The sequence below is a fragment of the Egibacteraceae bacterium genome (assembly GCA_040905805.1).
In the GTDB taxonomy this organism is placed as follows: Bacteria; Actinomycetota; Nitriliruptoria; order Euzebyales; family Egibacteraceae; genus DATLGH01.
The window spans coordinates 1-19,612 of record JBBDQS010000132.1 but is presented as its reverse complement, the minus strand read 5'-3'; the positions used below and the strand labels follow the sequence as shown (position 1 = coordinate 19,612).

The following is a 19,612-nucleotide window of genomic DNA, read 5'->3' as shown; positions in this document are numbered from 1 at the left end:
GGGGGGGGGGCGGGCGGGCGCGGCCGCGGCACTGGCGGCACGCGGCCGGCGGCCCGACGCGCGGATCCTGCTGATCGACCGGGCCGAGTTCCCCCGCGACAAGCCGTGCGGCGATGCGGTCGCCGCCCATGCCGGTGACGAGCTCGCCCGCCTGGGGGTCGCCGAGGTCCTGGACGGCTGGCCCACCGTCGACCGGCTCCGGCTGCGCTCACCGGACGGCCGTGTCGCCGCGCGCCGCTGCCGGCGCGACAACTGGGTCATCCCGCGCCGGGTGTTCGACGCCCGCCTGGTCGCGGCCGCCGGCGCCCGGGGTGTCGAGCGGCGCACCGAGCGGGTGCGCCGCGTCGAGCAGCGCACCGGCCTGGTCGTCCTCGACGGGCACACCGCCGCCCGTGTGGTGATCGGCGCGGACGGGGCGAGCTCGACCGTGCGGCGCGCGCTCGGGGTGGTCCCCAACCCCCCAGATCACCTCGCGGTCGCCGTGCGCGGCTACGCGCCCGCCCCGGCGGGGACGCCGGAGCAGCTGATCGCGATGGTCGCCGCCGGGTGGCCCTCCTACGCGTGGTCCTTCCCCGTGGGGGACGGCTCGGCGAACGTGGGGTACGGGCTGCTGCGGGACCGCCTGGACGGCGGCAAGGCGCAGCTGCACGACCGGTTGGCCGCGGCCCTGCCGGACATGCGCCCCGATCCGGCGACCCTGCGCGCCCATCACCTGCCCTTCTCGTCCCGGCGCCCGGTCCCCGCCGTGGGGCGGGTGCTGCTCGCCGGCGACGCCGCGTCCCTGATCAACCCGCTGTCGGGCGAGGGCATCTACTACGCCCTGCTGTCCGGTCGTCTCGCGGGCGCCTGCGCGGTCGAGGACCCCGCGGCGGCGGGCCGGCGCTACCCCCGGCTGCTGGCGGCCGCCCTGGGGCGGCACTTCACCCACACCGGGGTGCTCGCCCGCGCCATCCGCCATCGGCGCCTGGTCGAGGGCGCGGTCGCGGCAGCCGCCGCCGACCAGGCGGTCTTCGACCGCATGGTCGACCTGACCCTGGGCGGCGGGCTCGTCGCGCCCCGGCCGCTTGGCAGGGTGCTGGCCGCCGCCTGCCGACCCGGGCCGGGAGGGCCGTGAGAACACCGTGGTGTTGTGGTGGTTGCGGACGCATGGCAGACTATCCCCAGGCCGTTCGAAGAGGACGGCTGACGGTGTTGCGCGAAATGCGTCCCCCCGGCCGGGTCACCTGGTCCGGGCCCGGGGCGCACAGGACGGTGGATGTGCCCGGTCCCTCGCGACATCACTTCCCGGGACCGCACGAAGAGGAGTCAGTCGAGTGAGCAATGCGGTCATCCCGAACAAGGATGAGCTCGTCGCGGAGTACGCCACCTCGGAAGGGGACACCGGATCCCCCGAGGTCCAGGTGGCGCTGTTGACGGCTCGGATCACCCACCTGACCGAGCACCTGCAGACCCACAAGAAGGACCACCACTCCCGACGGGGGCTGCTGCAGCTCGTCGGTCGCCGCCGGCGTCTGCTGAACTACCTGCACCGCACCGATATCGAGCGCTACCGGTCGCTGATCCAGCGACTCGGTCTCCGCCGATAGCACGCCGATGATGTCGACGCCGGGCCCGATGGCTCGGCGTCGTCCGTTTTCATCCATCACTGGGTCCACGAGGCACGGCGGCGTCAGTTGTCAGTGGAGAGGTCTGCGCCCGGCGCAGACCTCCCCACTGGGAACTGACACCCGCACCGGCTGGCCCACGGACCCTTGATCCCGGCGCCTGGCGCCGCGAAGGAGGACCCATCCCTATGGGCACACTAGGAAAGCACGAGGTCGACACCAAGGTCGGCGACGCCCAGATCCGCTTCGAGACCGGCAAGACCGCCGGCCAGGCCGGTGGGGCCGTCGTCGCCCACATCGGCGAGACCATCCTGCACGTGACGACCACGACGTCGGGCAAGCCCAAGGAGCACTTGGACTTCCTGCCGCTGACGGTCGACTACGAGGAGCGCATGTACGCCGCGGGCAAGATCCCCGGCGGCTTCTTCAAGCGGGAGGGCCGGCCGAGCGAGACCGCGACCCTGACCTGCCGCCTGATCGACCGCCCGATGCGCCCCACGCTGGACAGCGGCCTGCGCAACGAGATCCAGATCCTGATCCTGACCCTGTCGGCCGACCAGGTGAACCCGCCCGACGTCCTCGCGATCAACGGCGCGTCGATGGCCACGCTGCTGGCCGGCGTGCCGTTCGAAGGGCCGGTCGCGGCCGTGCGCATGGCCATGGACCGCGACGGCCGGTGGATCCCGTTCCCGACGTTCGCCTTCCTGGCCGAGGAGGCCGTCTTCGACCTGGTGGTCGCCGGCCGCCTGAACGCCGATTCCGGCGAGATCGACATCCTGATGGTCGAGGCCGAAGCCACCGAGCGGGTCGTCGAAGTCGTCGAGCTCGGGGGCACCGCCCCGACCGAGGAGGTCCTGGGCGCCGCCCTCGAGGAGTCCCGCCCCCACCTGCGCCGCCTCTGCGACCTGCAGCTGGAGCTGGTGGGGCTGGCCGGGACCCGCCAGGTCGACTACCCGCTCTACCCCGACTACGCCCAACCGGTCTACGACGCGGTCGCGGGCGCGGTCACCGACGAGCTCGGTGCCGTGCTGGGCGACAAGAACCTGTCCAAGTCCGAGCGCAACGCCAAGTCGGCCGACCTGCGTGAGCGGGGCATCGACGCGGCGTTCTCCGAGGCCGGCGAGCTGACCGTCACCGACGAGGAGCTGGAGAAGCAGGCGAAGAACGCCTTCCGCAGCCTGGAGAAGACGCTCATCCGCCAGCGGGTCGTGAACGACGGCGTGCGCATCGACGGCCGGGGACCGAGCGACATCAGGCCACTGGAGGCCGAGGTGGGTCTGCTGCCGCGGGCCCACGGATCCGCCATGTTCCGCCGCGGTGAGACCCAGGTGCTGAACATCCTCACCCTCGGGATGCTGCGCGACGCCCAGCGCCTGGACACGATCGACCCCAACGTCGAGAAGCGCTACATGCACCACTACAACTTCCACCCCTTCTCCACCGGCGAGACCGGCTTCATGCGCGGCCCCAAGCGCCGCGAGATCGGCCACGGCGCGCTGGCCGAGCGCGCGCTGCTGCCGGTGATCCCCACCGCTGAGGAGTTCCCCTACGCGCTGCGCCTGGTCAGCGAGGTCCTGAGCTCCAACGGCTCCACGTCCATGGCCAGCGTGTGCTCCTCGACCCTGTCGCTGATGGACGCCGGCGTGCCGATCAGCGCTCCGGTCGCCGGCATCGCCATGGGCCTGATCGCCGAGGGCGGCAAGTACACGACGCTGACCGACATCCTCGGCGCCGAGGACGCCTTCGGCGACATGGACTTCAAGGTCGCCGGCACGCGCGAGTTCGTGACCGCCCTGCAGCTCGACACCAAGCTCTCGGGCATCTCCGCGGACCTGCTGGCGGGCGCGCTCACCCAGGCCAAGGACGCCCGGCTGCAGATCCTCGACGTGATGCGCCAGGCGATCGCCGAGCCCCGCCCGGAGATGAACCCCTCGGCGCCGAAGGTGCTGGTCGAGTACATCCCCGCCGACAAGATCGGCGAGGTGATCGGGCCCAAGGGCAAGATCATCCGTGAGATCACCGACGAGACGGGCGCGAACATCGACGTCGAGGACGCCGACGGCCGCGGAGTCGTTCACATCTACTCCGCCGATGGGGTGAAGGCGCAGATGGCGCTGGACCGCATCCGGGCGATCGCCAACCCGGTCGTGCCGAAGGAGGGCGAGCGCTACTACGGCACCGTGGTCAAGACCGTCGACTTCGGGGCGTTCGTCTCGCTGTCCCCGGGCAGCGACGGCTTGCTGCACATCTCCAAGCTGGGCGGCAGCAAGCGTCTGGAGCACGCCGACGAGGCGGTGACCGTCGGCGACAAGATGTGGGTCGAGGTCCGCGAGGTCAAGGACGGACGCAAGTTCTCGCTGGACATCGTCGAGGGTGGTCCCGAGCAGCAGGCCTCGCCGGCCGCCGCGCCCGCCGCGGCGCCGGCCCCGGCCCCGGCCGGTGCTCAGGGCGTGCCCGCGTCGGCGGACACCACCGGTACCGGCGCGGCCGAGCGTCCCGCCCGCGAGCGTCGCGAGCGCAGCGGCGGAAGCGGCGACGAGTCCGCGCCCCGGTCGCGCGAACGCGGCTCGGGCAGTGACGAGCCGGCCGGCACCGAGGACGAGAGCGGCGACCTGCGTCGCCGGCGTCGCCGGCGTCGGTGATGGCCGCGTCCGGCCCGGAGGGCGTGCGGTCGACCATCCTGCCTTCCGGGGCGCGGGTGGTCACCGAGGCGATGCCCCACGTGCGCTCGGTGGCGGTGGGTTTCTGGGTCGGCTGCGGCTCCCGTGACGAGCAGGGCGCCGTCGCCGGCGCCAGCCACTTCCTCGAGCACCTGCTGTTCAAGGGCACCAGCCGTCGCAGTGCGCAGGAGATCGCCGAGACCGTCGACGCCGTCGGCGGGGACCTGAACGCGTTCACGTCCAAGGAGTACACCTGCTTCTACGCCCGCTGCCTCGACCGGGATCTGGCGATGGCGGTGGACGTACTGGGCGACATGGTCACGTCCGCGCGGATCCGCACCGCTGACGTCGACGCGGAGCGGGACGTGGTGCTCGAAGAGATCCACATGCACCTGGACACCCCCGACGACCTGGTGCACAGCGTGTTCAGCGCCGCGCACTTCGGCGAGCACCCCCTCGGTCGTGAGGTCCTCGGCAGCGAGGCGACCATCACCGCGATGCGCCGTGAGCAGGTCAACCGCTACTACCGGCGCCAGTACGTGCCGACCAACCTGGTCGTCGCCGTGGCCGGCAACGTGGAGCACGACCGGGTCGTGGAGCAGGTCGCGGACGCCCTGGAGGGCGCGCGCGACGGTGGCGCGGCGACGACGCGGCGGGTGTGGCCGGAGACCGCGGCGCAGCCCCGCACCGCGGTCACCCACAAGGCCACCGAGCAGGCGCACCTCGTGCTCGGCGGCACCGGTCTGCGCCGCGGTGACGAGCGGCGCTGGGGTGCTGCGGTCCTGAACCAGGCGCTGGGCGGGGGCATGGCGAGCCGGCTGTTCCAGGAGATCCGCGAGCGACGGGGCCTCGTCTACTCGGTGTTCAGCTACCACGGCATGCACGCGGACGCGGGCACCTTCGCGGTCTACGCCGGCACGGCGCCGCAGAAGCTGGACGAGGTGCTCCAGACCGTGCGGGCGGAGTTCGCCCGCGCCCTCGACGGTGGCCTCACCGCAGAGGAGCTGGAGCGGGCCAAGGGCGCGCTCGCCGGATCGATGGTGCTGGGCCTGGAGGACACCGGCAGCCGCATGAACCGGCTCGGGAAGGCCGCGATCACCGGGACCCCGTTGCTGTCGCTCGACGAGATGATCGCGGCGGTGGGTGCGGTGACGCACGCCGATGTCGTTGCGATGGGCGAGCTGCTGCTCGGGGGTCCGTTCACGCTGGCCCTCGTCGGTCCGGTCGGCGCCGACGAGGAGGCACTGGCCCGCTTCACGCAGACCATGGCGGCGTGAGGTCACCGCGGTGACCAGGGTCGCGGTGCTCGGCGCGTTCGGCCGGATGGGCTCGGCGGTGTGCGAGGCGGTCGCCGCCGACGCCGACTGCGAGCTGGTCGCGCGCGTCGGCTCGGGGGGCCAGCTCGAGGAGGTCATCGACGCGGGGGCGGATGTGGCGGTCGAGTTCACCGTCCCCGACAGCGTGAAGCGCAACGTCACCTGGCTCTTGGAGCGTGGCGTGCACACGGTGGTCGGCGCAACCGGCCTGTCGGAGGACGACCTCGCCGACCTCGAGCAGCTCACCGGTCCCGCCAACCTCTGCGTGGCACCCAACTTCGCGATCGGCGCGGTGCTGCTGATGCAGCTGGCCGCGCAGGCGGCACGCCACCTGCCGCAGGCCGAGATCATCGAGCTGCACCACGATCGCAAGGTCGACGCGCCCAGCGGGACCGCTCTGCGCACCGCCCGGCTGGTCGCCGACGCGCGACGGGAGGCGCCAGCCGTTCCCGGACCCGCGGACGATCCTGCTCGCGGCCTGCTCGTCGACGGCGTGCCGGTGCACAGCGTGCGGCTGCCGGGGCTCGTCGCCAGCCAGGAGGTCGTGTTCGGGGGACCCGGACAGACGCTGTCCATCCGCCACGATGCCCTGGACCGGACGGCGTTCATGCCCGGGGTGCTGCTGGCGATCCGCACCGTGGCGACCCGGCCCGGTCTCACCGTGGGGCTCGACTCGCTGTTGTAGTCCGCTCGCACAACCCGAAAGGAGCGTGGTATGGCCGTGGTCAGAAGCCGTCGCGACTGGTCCCTGCGCAGCACCGCCCTGATCGGTGGGCTCATGCTGTTGCTGCCGCTGCTGGTTCCGGACGGGACCGCCTGGGGCCAGGCCGCCGAGGATCCCGACCCCGTGTGCCCGGAGGACGGTGATCCCGCACCGTTCACCGACCGAGGCGAGATCGCCGCGGTGCACCTGGCCAACGTGGACTGCGTCAGCGCGCTCGAGATCGTGACCGGGTTCGTCGACGGCACCTACCGCCCCGCCGGTGATGTCCGTCGTGACCAGCTGGCGACGTTCCTCTTCCGCACGCTGCAGCACGCCGGTGCGGACCTGCCCGCAGCCGACCCCGACCGGTTCCCCGACGTCCCGGTCGGCTCGGCGCACGACGAGGCCATCCACCGTCTGAAGGCAGCGGGCGTCACACGGGGTGCTGCCGGGGGAGAGGAGTTCTCGCCCGCGACCCGGATCCGCCGCGACCAGCTCGTGTCCTTCCTGGCCCGCGGCGTGGAGCTCGCGGCGCCGGGCACCCTCGAGCTGGACCAGCAGCGCGCCACCCGCTTCGACGACGTCCCCGCGACCAGCGTGCACTCGGGCAACGTCGAGCAGACAGCGGAGCTCGGCATCGTGGCCGGGTTCGACGCCGAGACCTTCGGCCCGGCCGCGGCGACCCGACGCGACCAGCTGGCGACGTTCATGATCCGGCTGCTCGAGGTGCTGCGGGCGCACGAGGAGCCCGAGCCGGTGCCCACGCTCACCCTCGTGCGCGATCAGCCCTTCGCCGTGCACGGCAACGCGGTGAACGCAACCGCCACGCTGGAGCTCGACGGCGAGCCGGTCGAGGGCGTCGATGTGAACTTCGCCATCGATGGCGAGGGGGCCACGCCCACGTCGACCATCGCGGTCACCGACGCGCAGGGCGAGGCGACGCTGGTCTTCACGTCGAGCGAGACCGAGGTCGTCACCGTGACCGCGACCGCCACGGCCGGAGGCCAGAACCTCTCGGCCCAGGTGCAGGTGTCGTTCGGCACCGGCACCGGCGGGGACGTGTTCACCCTGACGGTGGACCCCGGGCCGGTCCCCGAGGAGAGCGTGGTGACCGCCACGGCCACCCTCACCACGGAGGGAGGCGCGCCCATCAGCGGCCGGGCCGTGACGTTCACCACCTCGGGGGCGCCGACGCACCACCTCTCGGCCGACTCCCAAACGGTGGACGGTGAGGCCCAGCTGGAGTTCCTCGTCACCGGGGCCGGGACGGTCACCGTGCGTGCACAGGCGATCCTGAACCCCCACCACGACCTCGCCATCCGCAGCGCGACCGTCCAGGTGCAGTAGCGGCCGACGGGGTGCCACCGGACCTGCTCGTCACGGCTAGGGAGGCGTGCCGCCCTGCGTGCGGTCGCGGTCTCGACGGCAGTGATCGGCGTTGGGCGGGCACGGTGCCTGGCCGGCGCGGCTGATGCTGCCGGTGATGGCGTCATTGATGTCACCGGTGCGCCCGTCGATGTCGCGGGCGAAGCGGTTGTGCGCCTCATAGACGAGCATGATCACGTCGGCGTCGACCGCGACGTAGTCGTACTGGACGACGTAGTCGTCGGTGGGATTGGCATGGCCGAGGTTGCGCCACTGGGCGCTGTAGAGCGCCGTCCCGGTGTCGAGCTGCTCGATGGTGGGCTGGCCTCGCGGCCCGTGCGGCCCGTGGGCACGGATCTGGGCGGGGTCGCGGGGGTCAAGTGCCTGGCCGCCGCCCACGAGGAAGGGGTTGCCGCAGAAGACCGTGAGTGCGTGGCGGTGCGCGTAGGGGTTGCCACCTTCGGCCTCGCTGTCCTCGTAGAACAGGACGCCCCCGTGACCCACGGTGTTCACGAGGTCGAAGCGCCACCGGTAGGGCACCGCGAGCTCCCAGGTATCGCGGAAGTGGTCGATCATCCACGGGCCGCTCCATGCGTCCAGCGACGGGCGCTGGTCCTCGGGGTGGCCCTGGATGACCCCCGGTGCGGTGGCGTCGTAGCGGTCACACGCGCCGCCGGTCGGCCGCGGCTCCTCGTGCGGCCGAGCGGCGTAGTCGGCGGCGTAGTCGCTCAGCGCGTTGGGACCGCCCACCACGTGCACCGTCGCGGGCGACAGGCTCAGCAGCATCTGCCGGGTGGGTTCGGGCAACGCGTCGCGCTGGGCCAGCAGCAGGGGCCCGCCAGCAGCGACTGCGGCCGGCCCGGCAGCCAGCGCGTCGGGGTAGTCCTCGCCCGTCGCCAGGAACACCGGGTTGCTGCGACCGTGCGCGTCGCGGGCGCGCTCGACGATCAGCGCTGCCGTGTGGAAGCGGCCGGGGCCGCCCAAGCGGGTGACCTGCGCACCGTCGCTCGCGTCGGCGGCCTCCTGCTCGGCGGCGGCGGACACCGCCTGCTCGCCGCCGACCACCACGATCTCGCTCGGTGATAGGCGCGCCAGGGCGGCGCGCACCGCAGGGGTCAGGCGGTCGCCGGCGGCAAGCAGCAGTGGAGCGTCCTCGACGCCGGCCACCGCACCGGCTGCCAGGGCGTCGGGGAAGTCGAGGCCGGTCGCCAGCCACACGGTGCGGGCGCCGTCGGGGTGTGTGCGGTCCGCTACCGCCGCGGCGGTCGCGTAGCGGTCGGTGCCGCTGGTCCTGGACGTGCCGGCCTGCGCCAGGTCCCCAGCCGCAGCCAGCACGCTGTCGCTGATGACTGAGGTCCCGCCGGCGGCCACGACCTGGTCGGGCGCGATGTCGGCCAGCGCTGCGGCGGTGGCGTCGGGCACCTGGTCGGGCGTCACCAGCAACACCGGGTCCCCGCTGGCCGAGGCGGCCAGTGCGTCGGGGAAGTCCAGACCGGTCACCAGCCACACCCGCTCCGCGCCCCCCGTTGCTGCGCGGCGGGCGAGCAGGGCAGCCGTCGCGTAGCGGTCCGAGCCGGCGATGCGCTCGACTGCTGACTGCTGCGATGTGATTGCGGCAGCAGCGGAGGAGGGGGCTGCGGTGCCTGTGGGCACCGCTCCGGCGACCAGGGCTCCCGCCAGCGTGAGCACGACCAGTCCCGCAAGGGCCCGGGGCCGTTTGGGCTGATAGCTGCCCCTGGCGCCGCCAGCGGTGCGTTCGGTCATGTCGTCCCCCCCTGGACACGTGCTCGGCATCTGCGCGGTTGCTGTGTGCCAACCGGCACACCCCTCGGCGCAGAGTGTAGAGGCAGGGTGTGGCGAATCAGGGCCAGCACACGGCCTTGATCCGCAACGCAGGGAGTCAGCGGCGGCGCAGCAGCAGCATGACGGCGTCGTCGGTGTGGCCACCCTGGTCGAGCAGCTCGTCCAGGCACTCGCCCACGAGCTGGTCGAGGGGCTCGTTGCGGCGGTCCCGGATGGCGTCGTGGAGGGCCTCCAGGCCGGCGATCACGTCACCGCTGGACTCGATGACCCCGTCGGTGTAGAGCACCAGCAGGTCCCGGGGGGCCAACCGTCGGTCGCGGACCTCAGGCGGCTCATCCGAGAGGTCGCGCAGGCCGAGCGGCAGCCCGCGCAGCGTGAGGTGGATGGGGTCCTCGTTGCCGCCCCGCACGAGCAGCGCCGGCGGGTGGCCCAGGGAGGCGAAGTCCAGCTCCCCGGTCGCCGGGATGTAGAGCCCGCACCACAACGTGGCCATGATGTCGGGGTCCTGGAAGCTCACCTGCTCGTCGACGCGTGCGAGCAGCTCGTCCAGGTCGAGGCCCTGCATCGCCAGCGCCCGCAGGGTCTGGGTGATGCGCGAGGTCCGGCTGGCGGCCTCGACCCCCTTGCCCATGACGTCACCCACCACGATGAGCACCCGCCCGTCGGGCATCGGAAAGACGTCGTAGAAGTCCCCGCCGACGCGGGTGTCGCGGCCGGCCGCCCGGTACTCCACGGCCAGCAGGGTCTGGTCCAGCGGGGGCAGCGGGGGCAGCAAGGAGTCCTGGAGCTTCTCGGCGATACGCCGGACGCTGTCCTCGCGGCGGGCCACCTCGTCGCGGTCCGCGACCGCGGCCAGGGCCAGGCTGGCATGGGCGGTCAGCGACTCCACGTGGTGGGAGACATCCCCGCTCATCGGCCGGTACCACAGCACGCCCGCGAGCCTCGTCCGTCCCGAGGCGGTGGTGCCCCGGTAGACCGGCGCGGGAACCAACCCCTCCAGGGGTGACTCCGTCGTGACCTGTCCCGCCCGGAACACCGGGTTCTCGGCCAGACCGAGGTCGCCGACCAACGCGACGAGCAGGTCCGTCACCTGCTCGGCGGTCAGCGCGGACTGGTGCAGGGCGAGCGCGGCTTCGTCCACCAACCGCAGCGCAGGCGACCGGAGAGACTCCATGGAAGGGGAGATTGTAGCCTGAGGGTGTGGACCGTCACCCGTACGTTCGTGAGCCCTTCACCCTGGACGAGCAGGAGCTCCTGCGCCGGCATGTCACCAACACCGAGCACCCCGTGTTCGCCCTGGTCGGGATGCCCGAGGTCGTGAAGGGCGCCCTCTTCGCCCGTTACTCGCGGTCTGCCAAGAGCCTGCGGCGTCTGCTCCTGGACGAGTTCGCCGACGATCTGGGGCACGGGGACGGCGCGCAGGCGCCCGCGCCCCCGGAGCCCGGCCGTGCCGCGCGCCTGTACGAGCGGGTGTTCGTCGAGTACGGCGACGACTCGGTCGCCCAGCTCGGGGGAGCCCACGTCGCCGTGGAGCAGGCGTCGAACCTGCTCACAAAGATCCTGGAGTGGGGCCGGCTGGCGGCCTACCTCGAGCAGTCGACCCGCTACATGGCCTACGACGACCGCCCGGGCGGTCGCTACCGCTACTACCGGGACCCCGACGTGATGGCCGGGCCCCATGCCCAGGCCTACGAAGCGACCCTGGACGCGGTGTTCGGCGACTACACGGCCTTGTTCGAGCCTATGGCGCAGTGGGTCCGCCGCCAGTTCCCGCAGGATGACATCACCTCCGATGGGGTCTACCGCAACGCCACGATGGCCAAGGTCTGCGACCTGCTCCGCGGCCTGCTGCCGGCGGCGACCGTGTCCAACGTCGGCATCTTCGCCAGCGGCCAGTCCTACGAGCAGCTGCTGCTGCGGTTGCGGGGCCACGAGCTGGCCGAGGCGCGCGACGTCGGGCACGCGCTGCTGGGTGAGCTGCGGCAGGTCATCCCCTCGTTCCTCGACCGGGTCGACCGCCCGGAGCGCGGAGAGGTGTGGGCCGGCTACCTCGCCGGCACGCGCGCCGAGACCCGGGCGGTCGCCGAGGAGCTGCTCGCCCAGACAAAGCCGCGGACCGCCGGGGAGGTCGAGCTCGTCGCCTACAGCCCCGACGCCGAGGTCGAGTTGGTCACGGGCATGCTGTACCCCCACAGCCACCTGCCCGAGACCCAGCTGCGCGACATCGTGCGCGACATGCCTGCCGGCGACCGGGTCCGGGTCGTCCGGGCCTACGTGGGGGAGCGGCGCAACCGGCGCCACAAGCCGGGGCGCGCGTTGGAGCGGGTGTGGTACCGGTTCGACATCTGCAGCGACTACGGGGCCTTCCGCGATCTCCAGCGGCACCGCATGCTGACCATCGACTGGCAGGAGCTGACCCCCCGGCACGGGTACGAGACGCCGCCCGAGATCAGCGCCGCCGGCGTCGAGGGGGCGTGGCACCGAGCCCTGGCCCGCCAGTCGGACCTGTGGGCGATGGTGCACCCCGACCTGCCGCGCCAGGCGCAGTACGCCGTCGGCTTCGCCTGGAAGCTGCGCTACTCGATGCAGATGAACGCCCGGGCGGCCATGCAGCTGATCGAGCTGCGCACCGGACCGCAGGGCCACCCCTCGTACCGACGGATCGCCCAGGCCATGCGGGCCCTGATCGCGACCGAAGCCGGGCACCCGGCGGTGGCTGAGATGATGCGATTCGCCGGTGAGGAGCCGAGCGATCTCGAGCGGCTGGAGTCCGAGCGCGCGGCGGAGGCCCGCCGGGTCGCGTCGGGGGCCTGAGGTAGTGGCCACCGGCAGCCAGCGCATCCCCACCCCCGACGACGTGCTCCTGCGGCGCTTCGGGCTCGTGCGGGCTGTGGGGGGCGCAGCGTACTTCGTCGGGGTCGCCGTGCTGTCCGGGATCTTCGGGCGCGAGGTGTGGCCCCTGGTGTTGGGCGTGCCGGTGCTCGCCGTGGTCACCACGGCCTACTTCAAGCAGTCGGTGGCCTATCCCCGCACGGCGGTGATCGCCTCGCTGCTGGCTGACGCGCTCGTGCTCGGGGGGGCCGTCGCCTTCTTCGGTGGGACCGGCTCCGGTTTGGTCATGCTGTACACGATCGTGGTGGTGAGCGCGGGCATCCTGCTCGGTCCCGGCACCGCCCTGGCGTTCACAGTGTTCACCACGGCCTTGGGCGTGCTGCAGCTCGGCCTGGAGGAGATGGGACTGCACCCGGCGCTGCTGCACCGCCCCGAGCTCGGCGAACGCGTCCCCATCCTGCTCGTGAGCCTGGCCGGGGTGGTCTCCACCGGCTACCTGTCGGCCACCTATGCCAGCCGCCTGCACGAGCTCATCGCCCAAGCAGGCCAGGAAGCCGAGAGCGTGCGCCGCCGCGGCCACCGCCGCCGTTCGTTCGCCCGGCAGGCCAGCGTCGACGTGCGCTCGCCGTTGCGCGAGCTGGAGGAGGTCGCCGAAGGGCTCGACCAGGGATGGGGCACCCTCGACGAGGCCGCGCGAGGCCGGCTGGCAGCACGGTTGCGGATGGGGGTGGCCAAGCTGGACGCCGAGGTCGCCCAGCTCACCGACGTCGGCCTGGTGGACGAGAGCGGGATGCGCCTGGAGCCCGTGCTGCTGCGGCGGGTCGTCGAGGACTGCGTCGTGGCGCTCGGGTCGCGGCTGGAGCCCTACGACCTCCAGGTCGACTTCGGTCAGGTGAAGGTGGTGGCCGACGGGCGGGCGGCGCGCAGGATCGTCTCGAACCTGCTGGAGAACGTCGTCGAGCACACGCCGGCGGGGACGCGGGTCACGGTCACGACCGCGGCCGGGGGCGGCCACGGCGTGCTGGCGGTAAGCGACGACGGGCCGGGGATCCCGTCGGCTGCGGCGCACCGGCTGTTCGACCCGCCCGACGAGGGCGGGGGTCCCCGGGTCGGGCTGCCGCTGGTTGCGGAGCTGGCGGAGGCGATGGGCGCGGAGGTGCGCCACGAGCACAGCCCGGAGGGCGGCGCGCGGTTCCTCGTGGCCTTCCGGCTGTCACCGACGGCCGCGCCCAGTGCCGACGACGAGCGCGACCGACCGCGGGTCGACGGCATCGAGGAGACCAGCGGATAGACTCACAGCCGTCGTATTCCGACCCAAGGACACCGGCAGTGCCGATCTTCGGACGGGTGCTCACCGCCATGGCGACGCCCTTCACCCCAGACCGCGCCCTCGACCTCGACGGTGCGCAGCGTCTGGCGACCCATCTCGTCGAGCACGGCAGCGACGGGCTCGTGGTCGCCGGCACGACCGGTGAGTCACCGACCCTGTCGCACGACGAGACGCTCGACCTGTTCTCCGCGGTGGTCGAGGCGGTCGGCGACCGGGCGACGATCGTCGCGGGTGTCGGCAAGAACGACACCGCAGCGACCGCGGCTCTGGCGAAAGAGGCCGCCGGCAGGGGCGTCGACGGGCTCCTCGTGGTCACCCCGTACTACAACAAGCCGTCGCAACGGGGGCTGGTCGCCCACTTCGCCACCGTGGCCGAGGCGGTCGACCTTCCGGTGCTGCTGTACAACATCCCAGCCCGCACGGCCCGTGAGATCGCCCCCGAGACGCTGCTGACCCTGGCGGAGTCGGTCGAGAACATCAAGGGCGTGAAGGACGCGGTCGGCGACTTCACCAAGGCCGGGTGGCTGATCGCCCGCAAGCCCGACGATTTCGACGTGCTCGCCGGCGACGACGCCGCCACCCTCCCACTGCTCGCCGTCGGCGGGGTGGGCGTGGTCGGGGTGTCCTCGCACCTGGTCGGCACGGAGATGGCCACCATGATCGACTGCTTTGCCACCAATCCAGGAAAGGCCCGAGACATCCACCTGCGCATCCTGCCCCTCATGACCACCCTCATGACCGCCGACCCGAGTCCGGGGCCCCTGAAGGCCGCCCTGCGCCAGCTCGGACTCCCAGGTGGGCCGGTCCGCCTGCCGCTGGTCGACGCGGACGACGCCGTGGACGCGGCCGTCGCCGACGCGCTCGCGGCCGCGGGGGTGACCCGCTGATGGCATCCCCCCCCGTTCGCGTCTCGTTCTTCGGCGGTCTCGGCGAGATCGGCCGCAACATGGCCTCGGTGGAGGTCGACGGCCGTATCGCGCTGATCGACGTCGGCCTGATCTTCCCCGACGCGGAGCACCACGGCATCGACCTGATCCTGCCGGACTGGTCCGCGCTGAAGGATCGCGCGGCAGACATCCACTGCGCGGTCATCACCCACGGGCACGAGGACCACATGGGGGCGCTGCCGTTCTTCTGGCGCGACTTCCCCGGCGTCCCGGTGTACGCCACGCGCCTGACCCTCGGCTTGATCCGGGCGAAGCTCGAGGAGTACCCCGACATCACGCCCGACCTGCGCCAGGTCGAGGCCGGCGAACGCATCACCACCGGCCCGTTCGACATGGAGTTCGTCGGGGTCGCGCACTCGATCCCCGACGGTCTGGCCGTGGCCGTGCACACCCCCCACGGCATGATCCTGCACTCCGGCGACTTCAAGCTCGACCAGACGCCGATCGACGACAAGCCCACCGACCTGCCCCACCTCGCCCAGCTCGGCGACGAGGGTGTCGCCCTGCTGCTGGCCGACTCCACCGGCGCCGACACCCGCGGCCACGTGCCCACCGAGCGGGTCATCGGGCGCACCATGGCCGAGGTCTTCGGCAAGGCCAACGGGCGCATCATCGTGACGACGTTCGCAAGCCACGTGCACCGCGTCCAGCAGATCATCGACGCGGCCACCGCCATCGGGCGCAAGGTGTGCTTCGTCGGTCGCTCGATGGTGCGCAACATGCCGATCGGGCGCGAGCTCGGTTACCTGCACTACCGTGACGCCGACGTGGTGGAGATGGCCCAAGTCGACCGCATGGAGAGCCACGAGGCGGTCATCATCTGCACGGGCTCCCAGGGCGAGCCCTATGCCGCCCTCTCGCTCATGGCCGCAGGCCAGCACAAGCAGGTGCACCTGTCCGCGGGGGACACGGTCGTGATGGCGTCAAGCGTCATCCCCGGCAACGAGCATGCGATCTACAAGTCCATCAACGGGCTGTTCCGCCAGGGGGCCGACGTGGTGCACAAGGGCATCGCGGACGTGCACGTGTCGGGCCACGCAGCCGCCGACGACCTGCGCTTCTACCACAACATCGTGCGCCCCCGGCATTTCATCCCGGTGCACGGCGAGTACCGTCACCTCGTGGCCCACGCCGCCATCGCCCGGGAGACCGGCACACCCGGCGAGCGGGTGTTCATCTGCGAGGACGGCGACACCGTGCTGCTGGAGGACGGCCAGGTGCGGCGTGGCGACTCGTTCCGCCCGGGCCTGGTGTTCGTCGACGGGCTCGGTGTCGGCGACGTGGGCAACGCGGTCCTGCGCGACCGCGAGCGACTCGCCGGAGAAGGCATCTGCATCGCGGTGATCACCGTGGACCAGCACGCCCGGGTCGTGGGCGAGCCGGGCGTCTTGCAGCAGGGCATCATCTACGAGCCCGAGCAGGCGGTGCTGCTGGAGCACGCCGCCAAGGTGCTCGTCGACGAGCTGCACCGCCACGACGGTGACGGGGACGAGGGCGTGGTCCGGCGTACCAGCGTGCAGGCCCTCGCCCGCTTCTGGCGCGAGCAGGTCGGCCGCCGTCCCGTGATCCTGCCGGTCATCGTGGAGCTGTAGAGCCGTGGCTGGCCCCAGGACCGACCGCAAGAAGCCGTCGGGTGCGAAGCGGGGTGCGTCCGGGCGGACGCCACCGAGGAAGGCCAAGGGCGGACAGGCGAACCAGCGACCCGCCAAGACCTCGGCGCGCTCCACCCACGAAGCAACGGTCGGTGACTACCTGCGCGACATCTGGGGCATCGCGCTGCTGGTCCTCGCCGCGTTGACCGCGCTGGGACTCTACGCCGAGGCAGCGGGCATCGTCGGCGTGTTCCTGGAGGGCACCTTCCGCGGGGTCTTCGGGCTCTTCGGCCTCGCGGCGCCGCCGGTGCTCGCGGCCGCCGGGGTGCTCCTGCTGCGCGAGCCCCGGGAGGCGAACGCCCGGACGGTCGCGGGGGTCGGGCTGGCGCTCGTGGGCCTGCTGGGGCTGTGGCACCTCGGGGCCGGAGCGCCGAGCATCGACGCCGACCAAGCCGCGCTGTGGCGCGCCGCGGGCTACGCCGGGGCCGCCGTCGCCCTGCCGCTGCGGGCGGTCGCCGCGACCGGCGGAGCCACGGTGCTGCTGGTGGCGCTGGCCGCGACCGGCTTGCTGCTGGCCACCGGCACGTCGCCGCGGGTGCTCGCGGACCACGCCGCGGACCACGCCGCGGGCCGGGTGCGCGCCGTGCGCGACCGGGTGGCCGAGCGTCGCGCCCGCCGCGCGCTGGAGGCGGACGCGGAGGCCGATGAGGCCGATGAGGCCGACGCCGAGGAAGCCGACGATCCCACCATCGTGCTGGATGCCGGGGAGCAGACAGTGGCCCTGGACGATGCCGACGAGGACGACCACGACGACCAGGCCGCCTCGGAGTCGGAGCTGTCGGACACGCAGCTGATGCCCACCGGTGTCGATCACGACACGGCCGGAGCGGCGACGATGCTCGCCCCGCCCGCCGAGGACTGGGAGCACTATGCGCTGCCGGACCTGTCGCTGCTGCGCACCGGGCGCGAGGCGGTGGGCAACAAGCGCGAGCTCGGCCAGATGCAGGACGCACTGGAGCGCACGCTGCGCCAGTTCAACGTGGGCGCGGGGGTCAGCCGGATGTCCCGCGGGCCGACCGTCACCCGCTTCGAGGTCACCCTGGAGCCGGGGACCAAGGTCTCGGCGGTCACCAAGCTCGGCGACGACATCTCCTACGCGCTGGCCACGCCCGAGATCCGCATCGTGGCCCCGATCCCCGGCAAGTCCGCGATCGGCGTGGAGGTCCCCAACCGCGACCGCGACCTCATCACGCTGGGCGACGTCCTGCGCTCCCCGGAGGCCAAGGCGCAGATGCACCCGCTGGCGGTCGGCGTGGGCAAGGACATCGCCGGCCACGCGTTGATGATCAACCTGGCGAGCATGCCCCACCTGCTGATCGCGGGGGCCACCGGCTCGGGCAAGTCGGTGACCATGAACGCCATCGTGACGAGCCTGCTCATGCGCACCCGTCCGGACCAGGTGCGGATGATCCTCGTGGACCCCAAGCGCGTGGAGCTCAACACCTACGAGGGCGTGCCGCACCTGCTGAACCCGGTGGTCACCGACCCCAAGCGCGCCACCGAGGCGCTCGACTGGACGGTCCACGAGATGGAGCAGCGCTACGAGCGCCTGGCGATGCTCGGCTACCGCAACATCGACTCCTACAACACCGCCGTGCGGGACGGCAGTGTGCGGCAGGCGCCGGCGCTGTCGGGCAAGGCCGACACGGTGTGGGAGCCGCTGCCCTACATCGTGTTCGTCATCGACGAGCTCAGCGACCTCATGATGATCGCGCCCCGCGACGTCGAGAGCCACATCGTGCGGATCTCGCAGATGGCCCGTGCCGTCGGCATCCACATGATCGTCGCGACCCAGCGGCCGTCGGTGGACGTGGTCACCGGCCTCATCAAGGCCAACGTGCCGTCGCGGATCGCGCTGGCGATGGCGACCGGGCACGACTCGAAGACGATTCTCGACCAGTACGGGGCGGAGAAGCTGGTCGGCCACGGGGACATGCTGTTCATGCCGGCCAACGCGTCCAAGCCGCACCGCATCCAGGGCTGCTATGTCGACGAGACCGAGATCGAGCAGATCGTGGCGGTCTGCAAGTCCCAGCGCGAGGCCGACTACGCCCCCGGCGTCGTGCGCACCGAGGCCGAGGCGCGGCAGAACGTCACCGGCGACGACGCCACCGACGCGGACCTGACGACGGCGGCGATGGAGCTGGTCGTGCGCTCCGGGCTCGGGTCGACCTCGATGCTGCAGCGCAAGCTCAAGGTCGGGTTCGCCCGCGCCGGCCGGCTCATGGACGAGCTCGAGGACATGGGCGTGGTCGGCGAGTCGGTCGGACCCAAGGCCCGCCAGGTCCTGATGAGCGTCGAGGAGCTCGAGCAGCGCCTCGGCGGAGCTGCTCTCGGGCGTGATGGTGCCGGCCAAGAAGGGCTCCCACTACGAGAGGATCCGGGAACGACCGTGTAGTCCGGGTGGCGGAATCCGCGACCGCATCGACACAGGAGCCGCGACCCCGTCCCCAGCCAGGGAGGAGACCGTGCCCGACGTCGTGGCCTATGGCGCGTGGCCCTCGCCGATCTCGGTGGACGCGCCCCTGGGCACATTGGTCGGTCTCGGGCCGGTCGCCATCGACGCGGGCGTGGTGGTGGTCGGAAGGGCGGCCCGCCGAGGCGCGCACCGTCCTGTTCCGCCAGGCTCCAGATGGCCGACCTGAGGACGTGACGCCGGCCGGGTTCGACGTGCGCACCTTGGCCCATGAGTACGGCGGGGGCGCCTTCTGCGTGCGGAACGCCACGGTGTGGTTCGCCAACTTCACCGACCAGCGCCTGTACCGCCAGCGCCCGGGGCAGGACCCCGCACCGATCACCCCTGAGCCGCCCCGCCCGCGGTCGGACCGCTACGCCGACGCCGACCTCACTCCCAGTTCGCTGCGGGCGTGAGCCACTTCGGTGTAGCGGACCTCGCCATGCTCGCCCAGGAGACGCACACGTTCGAGTCCGCTACCTCGACGGGCTCGTCGGCCCTGGCCCGAGGCGCGCGACGTCTACCGCGAGCGCTCGCCCCTGCACCACGCCGACCGCATCACCGTCCCGGTGCTGTTCCTGCATGGGCTCGAGGACAAGGTCGTGCCGCCGTCCCAGGCCGAGCAGATGGTCGCGGCCCTGGCCGCACGGGGTGTAGGGGGTATCCCCCACGCCTACATCGCGTTCGCCGGGGAGCGGCACGCTGGAGCCAGGAGGCGACGATCCGCCGGGCGGTCGAGGCCGAGTTGGCCTTGTACGGCCAGGTGCTCGGGTTCACGCCGGCCGACGACGTCGAGCCCGTCGACCTGCGCGTTGGGCCAGGGTCGGATGGCTGATCCGCGAGGGCCACCACCAGAACCCAATTGGCTCCCTCAGCTGAGCCGCTGGGGGCTAGCCCCAATACCGTTTACTTAAGACTACAAGCGTGTTATTCTCCCTGTCGGAC

14 protein-coding genes are annotated in these 19,612 nt (G+C 72.3%); 12 read left to right on the top strand and 2 right to left on the bottom strand.

Going from position 1 to position 19,612, the window contains the following annotated elements; translation table 11 throughout:
* The 6 genes from WD250_14470 to WD250_14445 all read left to right on the top strand — a co-directional run.
* Positions 1–1,114, top strand: a 1,114-nt coding sequence (locus WD250_14470; GenBank protein MEX2621416.1) for an NAD(P)/FAD-dependent oxidoreductase, incomplete at its 5' end; no start/stop codon positions are given.
* A 214-nt stretch (positions 1,115–1,328) separates the two neighbouring features.
* On the top strand, positions 1,329–1,586 hold the full coding sequence (gene rpsO / locus WD250_14465) for a 30S ribosomal protein S15 (GenBank protein MEX2621415.1): 258 nt from the start codon (positions 1,329–1,331) through the stop codon (positions 1,584–1,586).
* Between the two features lie 206 nt (positions 1,587–1,792).
* Positions 1,793–4,246, top strand: a complete 2,454-nt coding sequence (locus WD250_14460) for a polyribonucleotide nucleotidyltransferase (protein ID MEX2621414.1) — start codon at positions 1,793–1,795, stop codon at positions 4,244–4,246.
* Positions 4,246–5,541 (top strand): pitrilysin family protein, encoded by a 1,296-nt coding sequence (locus WD250_14455; protein MEX2621413.1) that lies wholly within the window; start codon positions 4,246–4,248, stop codon positions 5,539–5,541. The genes WD250_14460 and WD250_14455 overlap by 1 nt, the downstream gene beginning before the upstream one ends.
* 10 nt (positions 5,542–5,551) lie before the next feature.
* A complete protein-coding gene (gene dapB / locus WD250_14450; protein MEX2621412.1) occupies positions 5,552–6,265 on the top strand; it encodes a 4-hydroxy-tetrahydrodipicolinate reductase in 714 nt (237 codons plus the stop codon).
* 30 nt (positions 6,266–6,295) lie between these two features.
* A complete protein-coding gene (locus tag WD250_14445) occupies positions 6,296–7,630 on the top strand; it encodes an Ig-like domain-containing protein (protein ID MEX2621411.1) in 1,335 nt (444 codons plus the stop codon).
* Between the two features lie 36 nt (positions 7,631–7,666).
* Here WD250_14445 and WD250_14440 read toward each other — a convergent pair whose 3' ends face one another.
* A complete protein-coding gene (locus WD250_14440) occupies positions 7,667–9,412 on the bottom strand; it encodes a cell wall-binding repeat-containing protein (protein ID MEX2621410.1) in 1,746 nt (581 codons plus the stop codon).
* Positions 9,413–9,548: 136 nt separating this feature from the next.
* Positions 9,549–10,625 (bottom strand): PP2C family protein-serine/threonine phosphatase, encoded by a 1,077-nt coding sequence (locus WD250_14435; protein MEX2621409.1) that lies wholly within the window; start codon positions 10,623–10,625, stop codon positions 9,549–9,551.
* A gap of 26 nt (positions 10,626–10,651) precedes the next feature.
* Here WD250_14435 and WD250_14430 point away from each other — a divergent pair, with 26 nt between their 5' ends.
* The 6 genes from WD250_14430 (at position 10,652) to WD250_14405 (ending at position 19,083) form a co-directional block, all read left to right on the top strand.
* On the top strand, positions 10,652–12,265 hold the full coding sequence (locus tag WD250_14430; GenBank protein MEX2621408.1) for an FAD-dependent thymidylate synthase: 1,614 nt from the start codon (positions 10,652–10,654) through the stop codon (positions 12,263–12,265).
* A 4-nt stretch (positions 12,266–12,269) separates the two neighbouring features.
* A complete protein-coding gene (locus WD250_14425) occupies positions 12,270–13,574 on the top strand; it encodes a HAMP domain-containing sensor histidine kinase (protein MEX2621407.1) in 1,305 nt (434 codons plus the stop codon).
* A 38-nt stretch (positions 13,575–13,612) separates the two neighbouring features.
* On the top strand, positions 13,613–14,500 hold the full coding sequence (gene dapA, locus WD250_14420; GenBank protein MEX2621406.1) for a 4-hydroxy-tetrahydrodipicolinate synthase: 888 nt from the start codon (positions 13,613–13,615) through the stop codon (positions 14,498–14,500).
* A complete protein-coding gene (locus tag WD250_14415) occupies positions 14,500–16,152 on the top strand; it encodes a ribonuclease J (GenBank protein ID MEX2621405.1) in 1,653 nt (550 codons plus the stop codon). The genes dapA and WD250_14415 overlap by 1 nt, the downstream gene beginning before the upstream one ends.
* A gap of 4 nt (positions 16,153–16,156) precedes the next feature.
* The gene (locus tag WD250_14410; protein MEX2621404.1) at positions 16,157–18,610 is read left to right on the top strand and encodes a DNA translocase FtsK; all 2,454 of its coding nucleotides are present in this window, start codon (positions 16,157–16,159) and stop codon (positions 18,608–18,610) included.
* A gap of 251 nt (positions 18,611–18,861) precedes the next feature.
* Entirely contained in the window at positions 18,862–19,083 is a 222-nt protein-coding gene (locus WD250_14405; protein ID MEX2621403.1) for a hypothetical protein, read from the top strand.
* Positions 19,084–19,612 lie beyond the last annotated feature (529 nt).

Bases quoted from the DNA above. Each gene is read 5' to 3' on its own strand.
- WD250_14415 (MEX2621405.1), top strand. From the start codon at position 14,500: ATGGCATCCCCCCCCGTTCGCGTCTCGTTCTTCGGCGGTCTCGGCGAG.
- WD250_14455 (MEX2621413.1), top strand. From the start codon at position 4,246: ATGGCCGCGTCCGGCCCGGAGGGCGTGCGGTCGACCATCCTGCCTTCC.
- WD250_14440 (MEX2621410.1), bottom strand. From the start codon at position 9,412: ATGACCGAACGCACCGCTGGCGGCGCCAGGGGCAGCTATCAGCCCAAA.
- WD250_14435 (MEX2621409.1), bottom strand. From the start codon at position 10,625: ATGGAGTCTCTCCGGTCGCCTGCGCTGCGGTTGGTGGACGAAGCCGCG.
- WD250_14445 (MEX2621411.1), top strand. From the start codon at position 6,296: ATGGCCGTGGTCAGAAGCCGTCGCGACTGGTCCCTGCGCAGCACCGCC.
- WD250_14460 (MEX2621414.1), top strand. From the start codon at position 1,793: ATGGGCACACTAGGAAAGCACGAGGTCGACACCAAGGTCGGCGACGCC.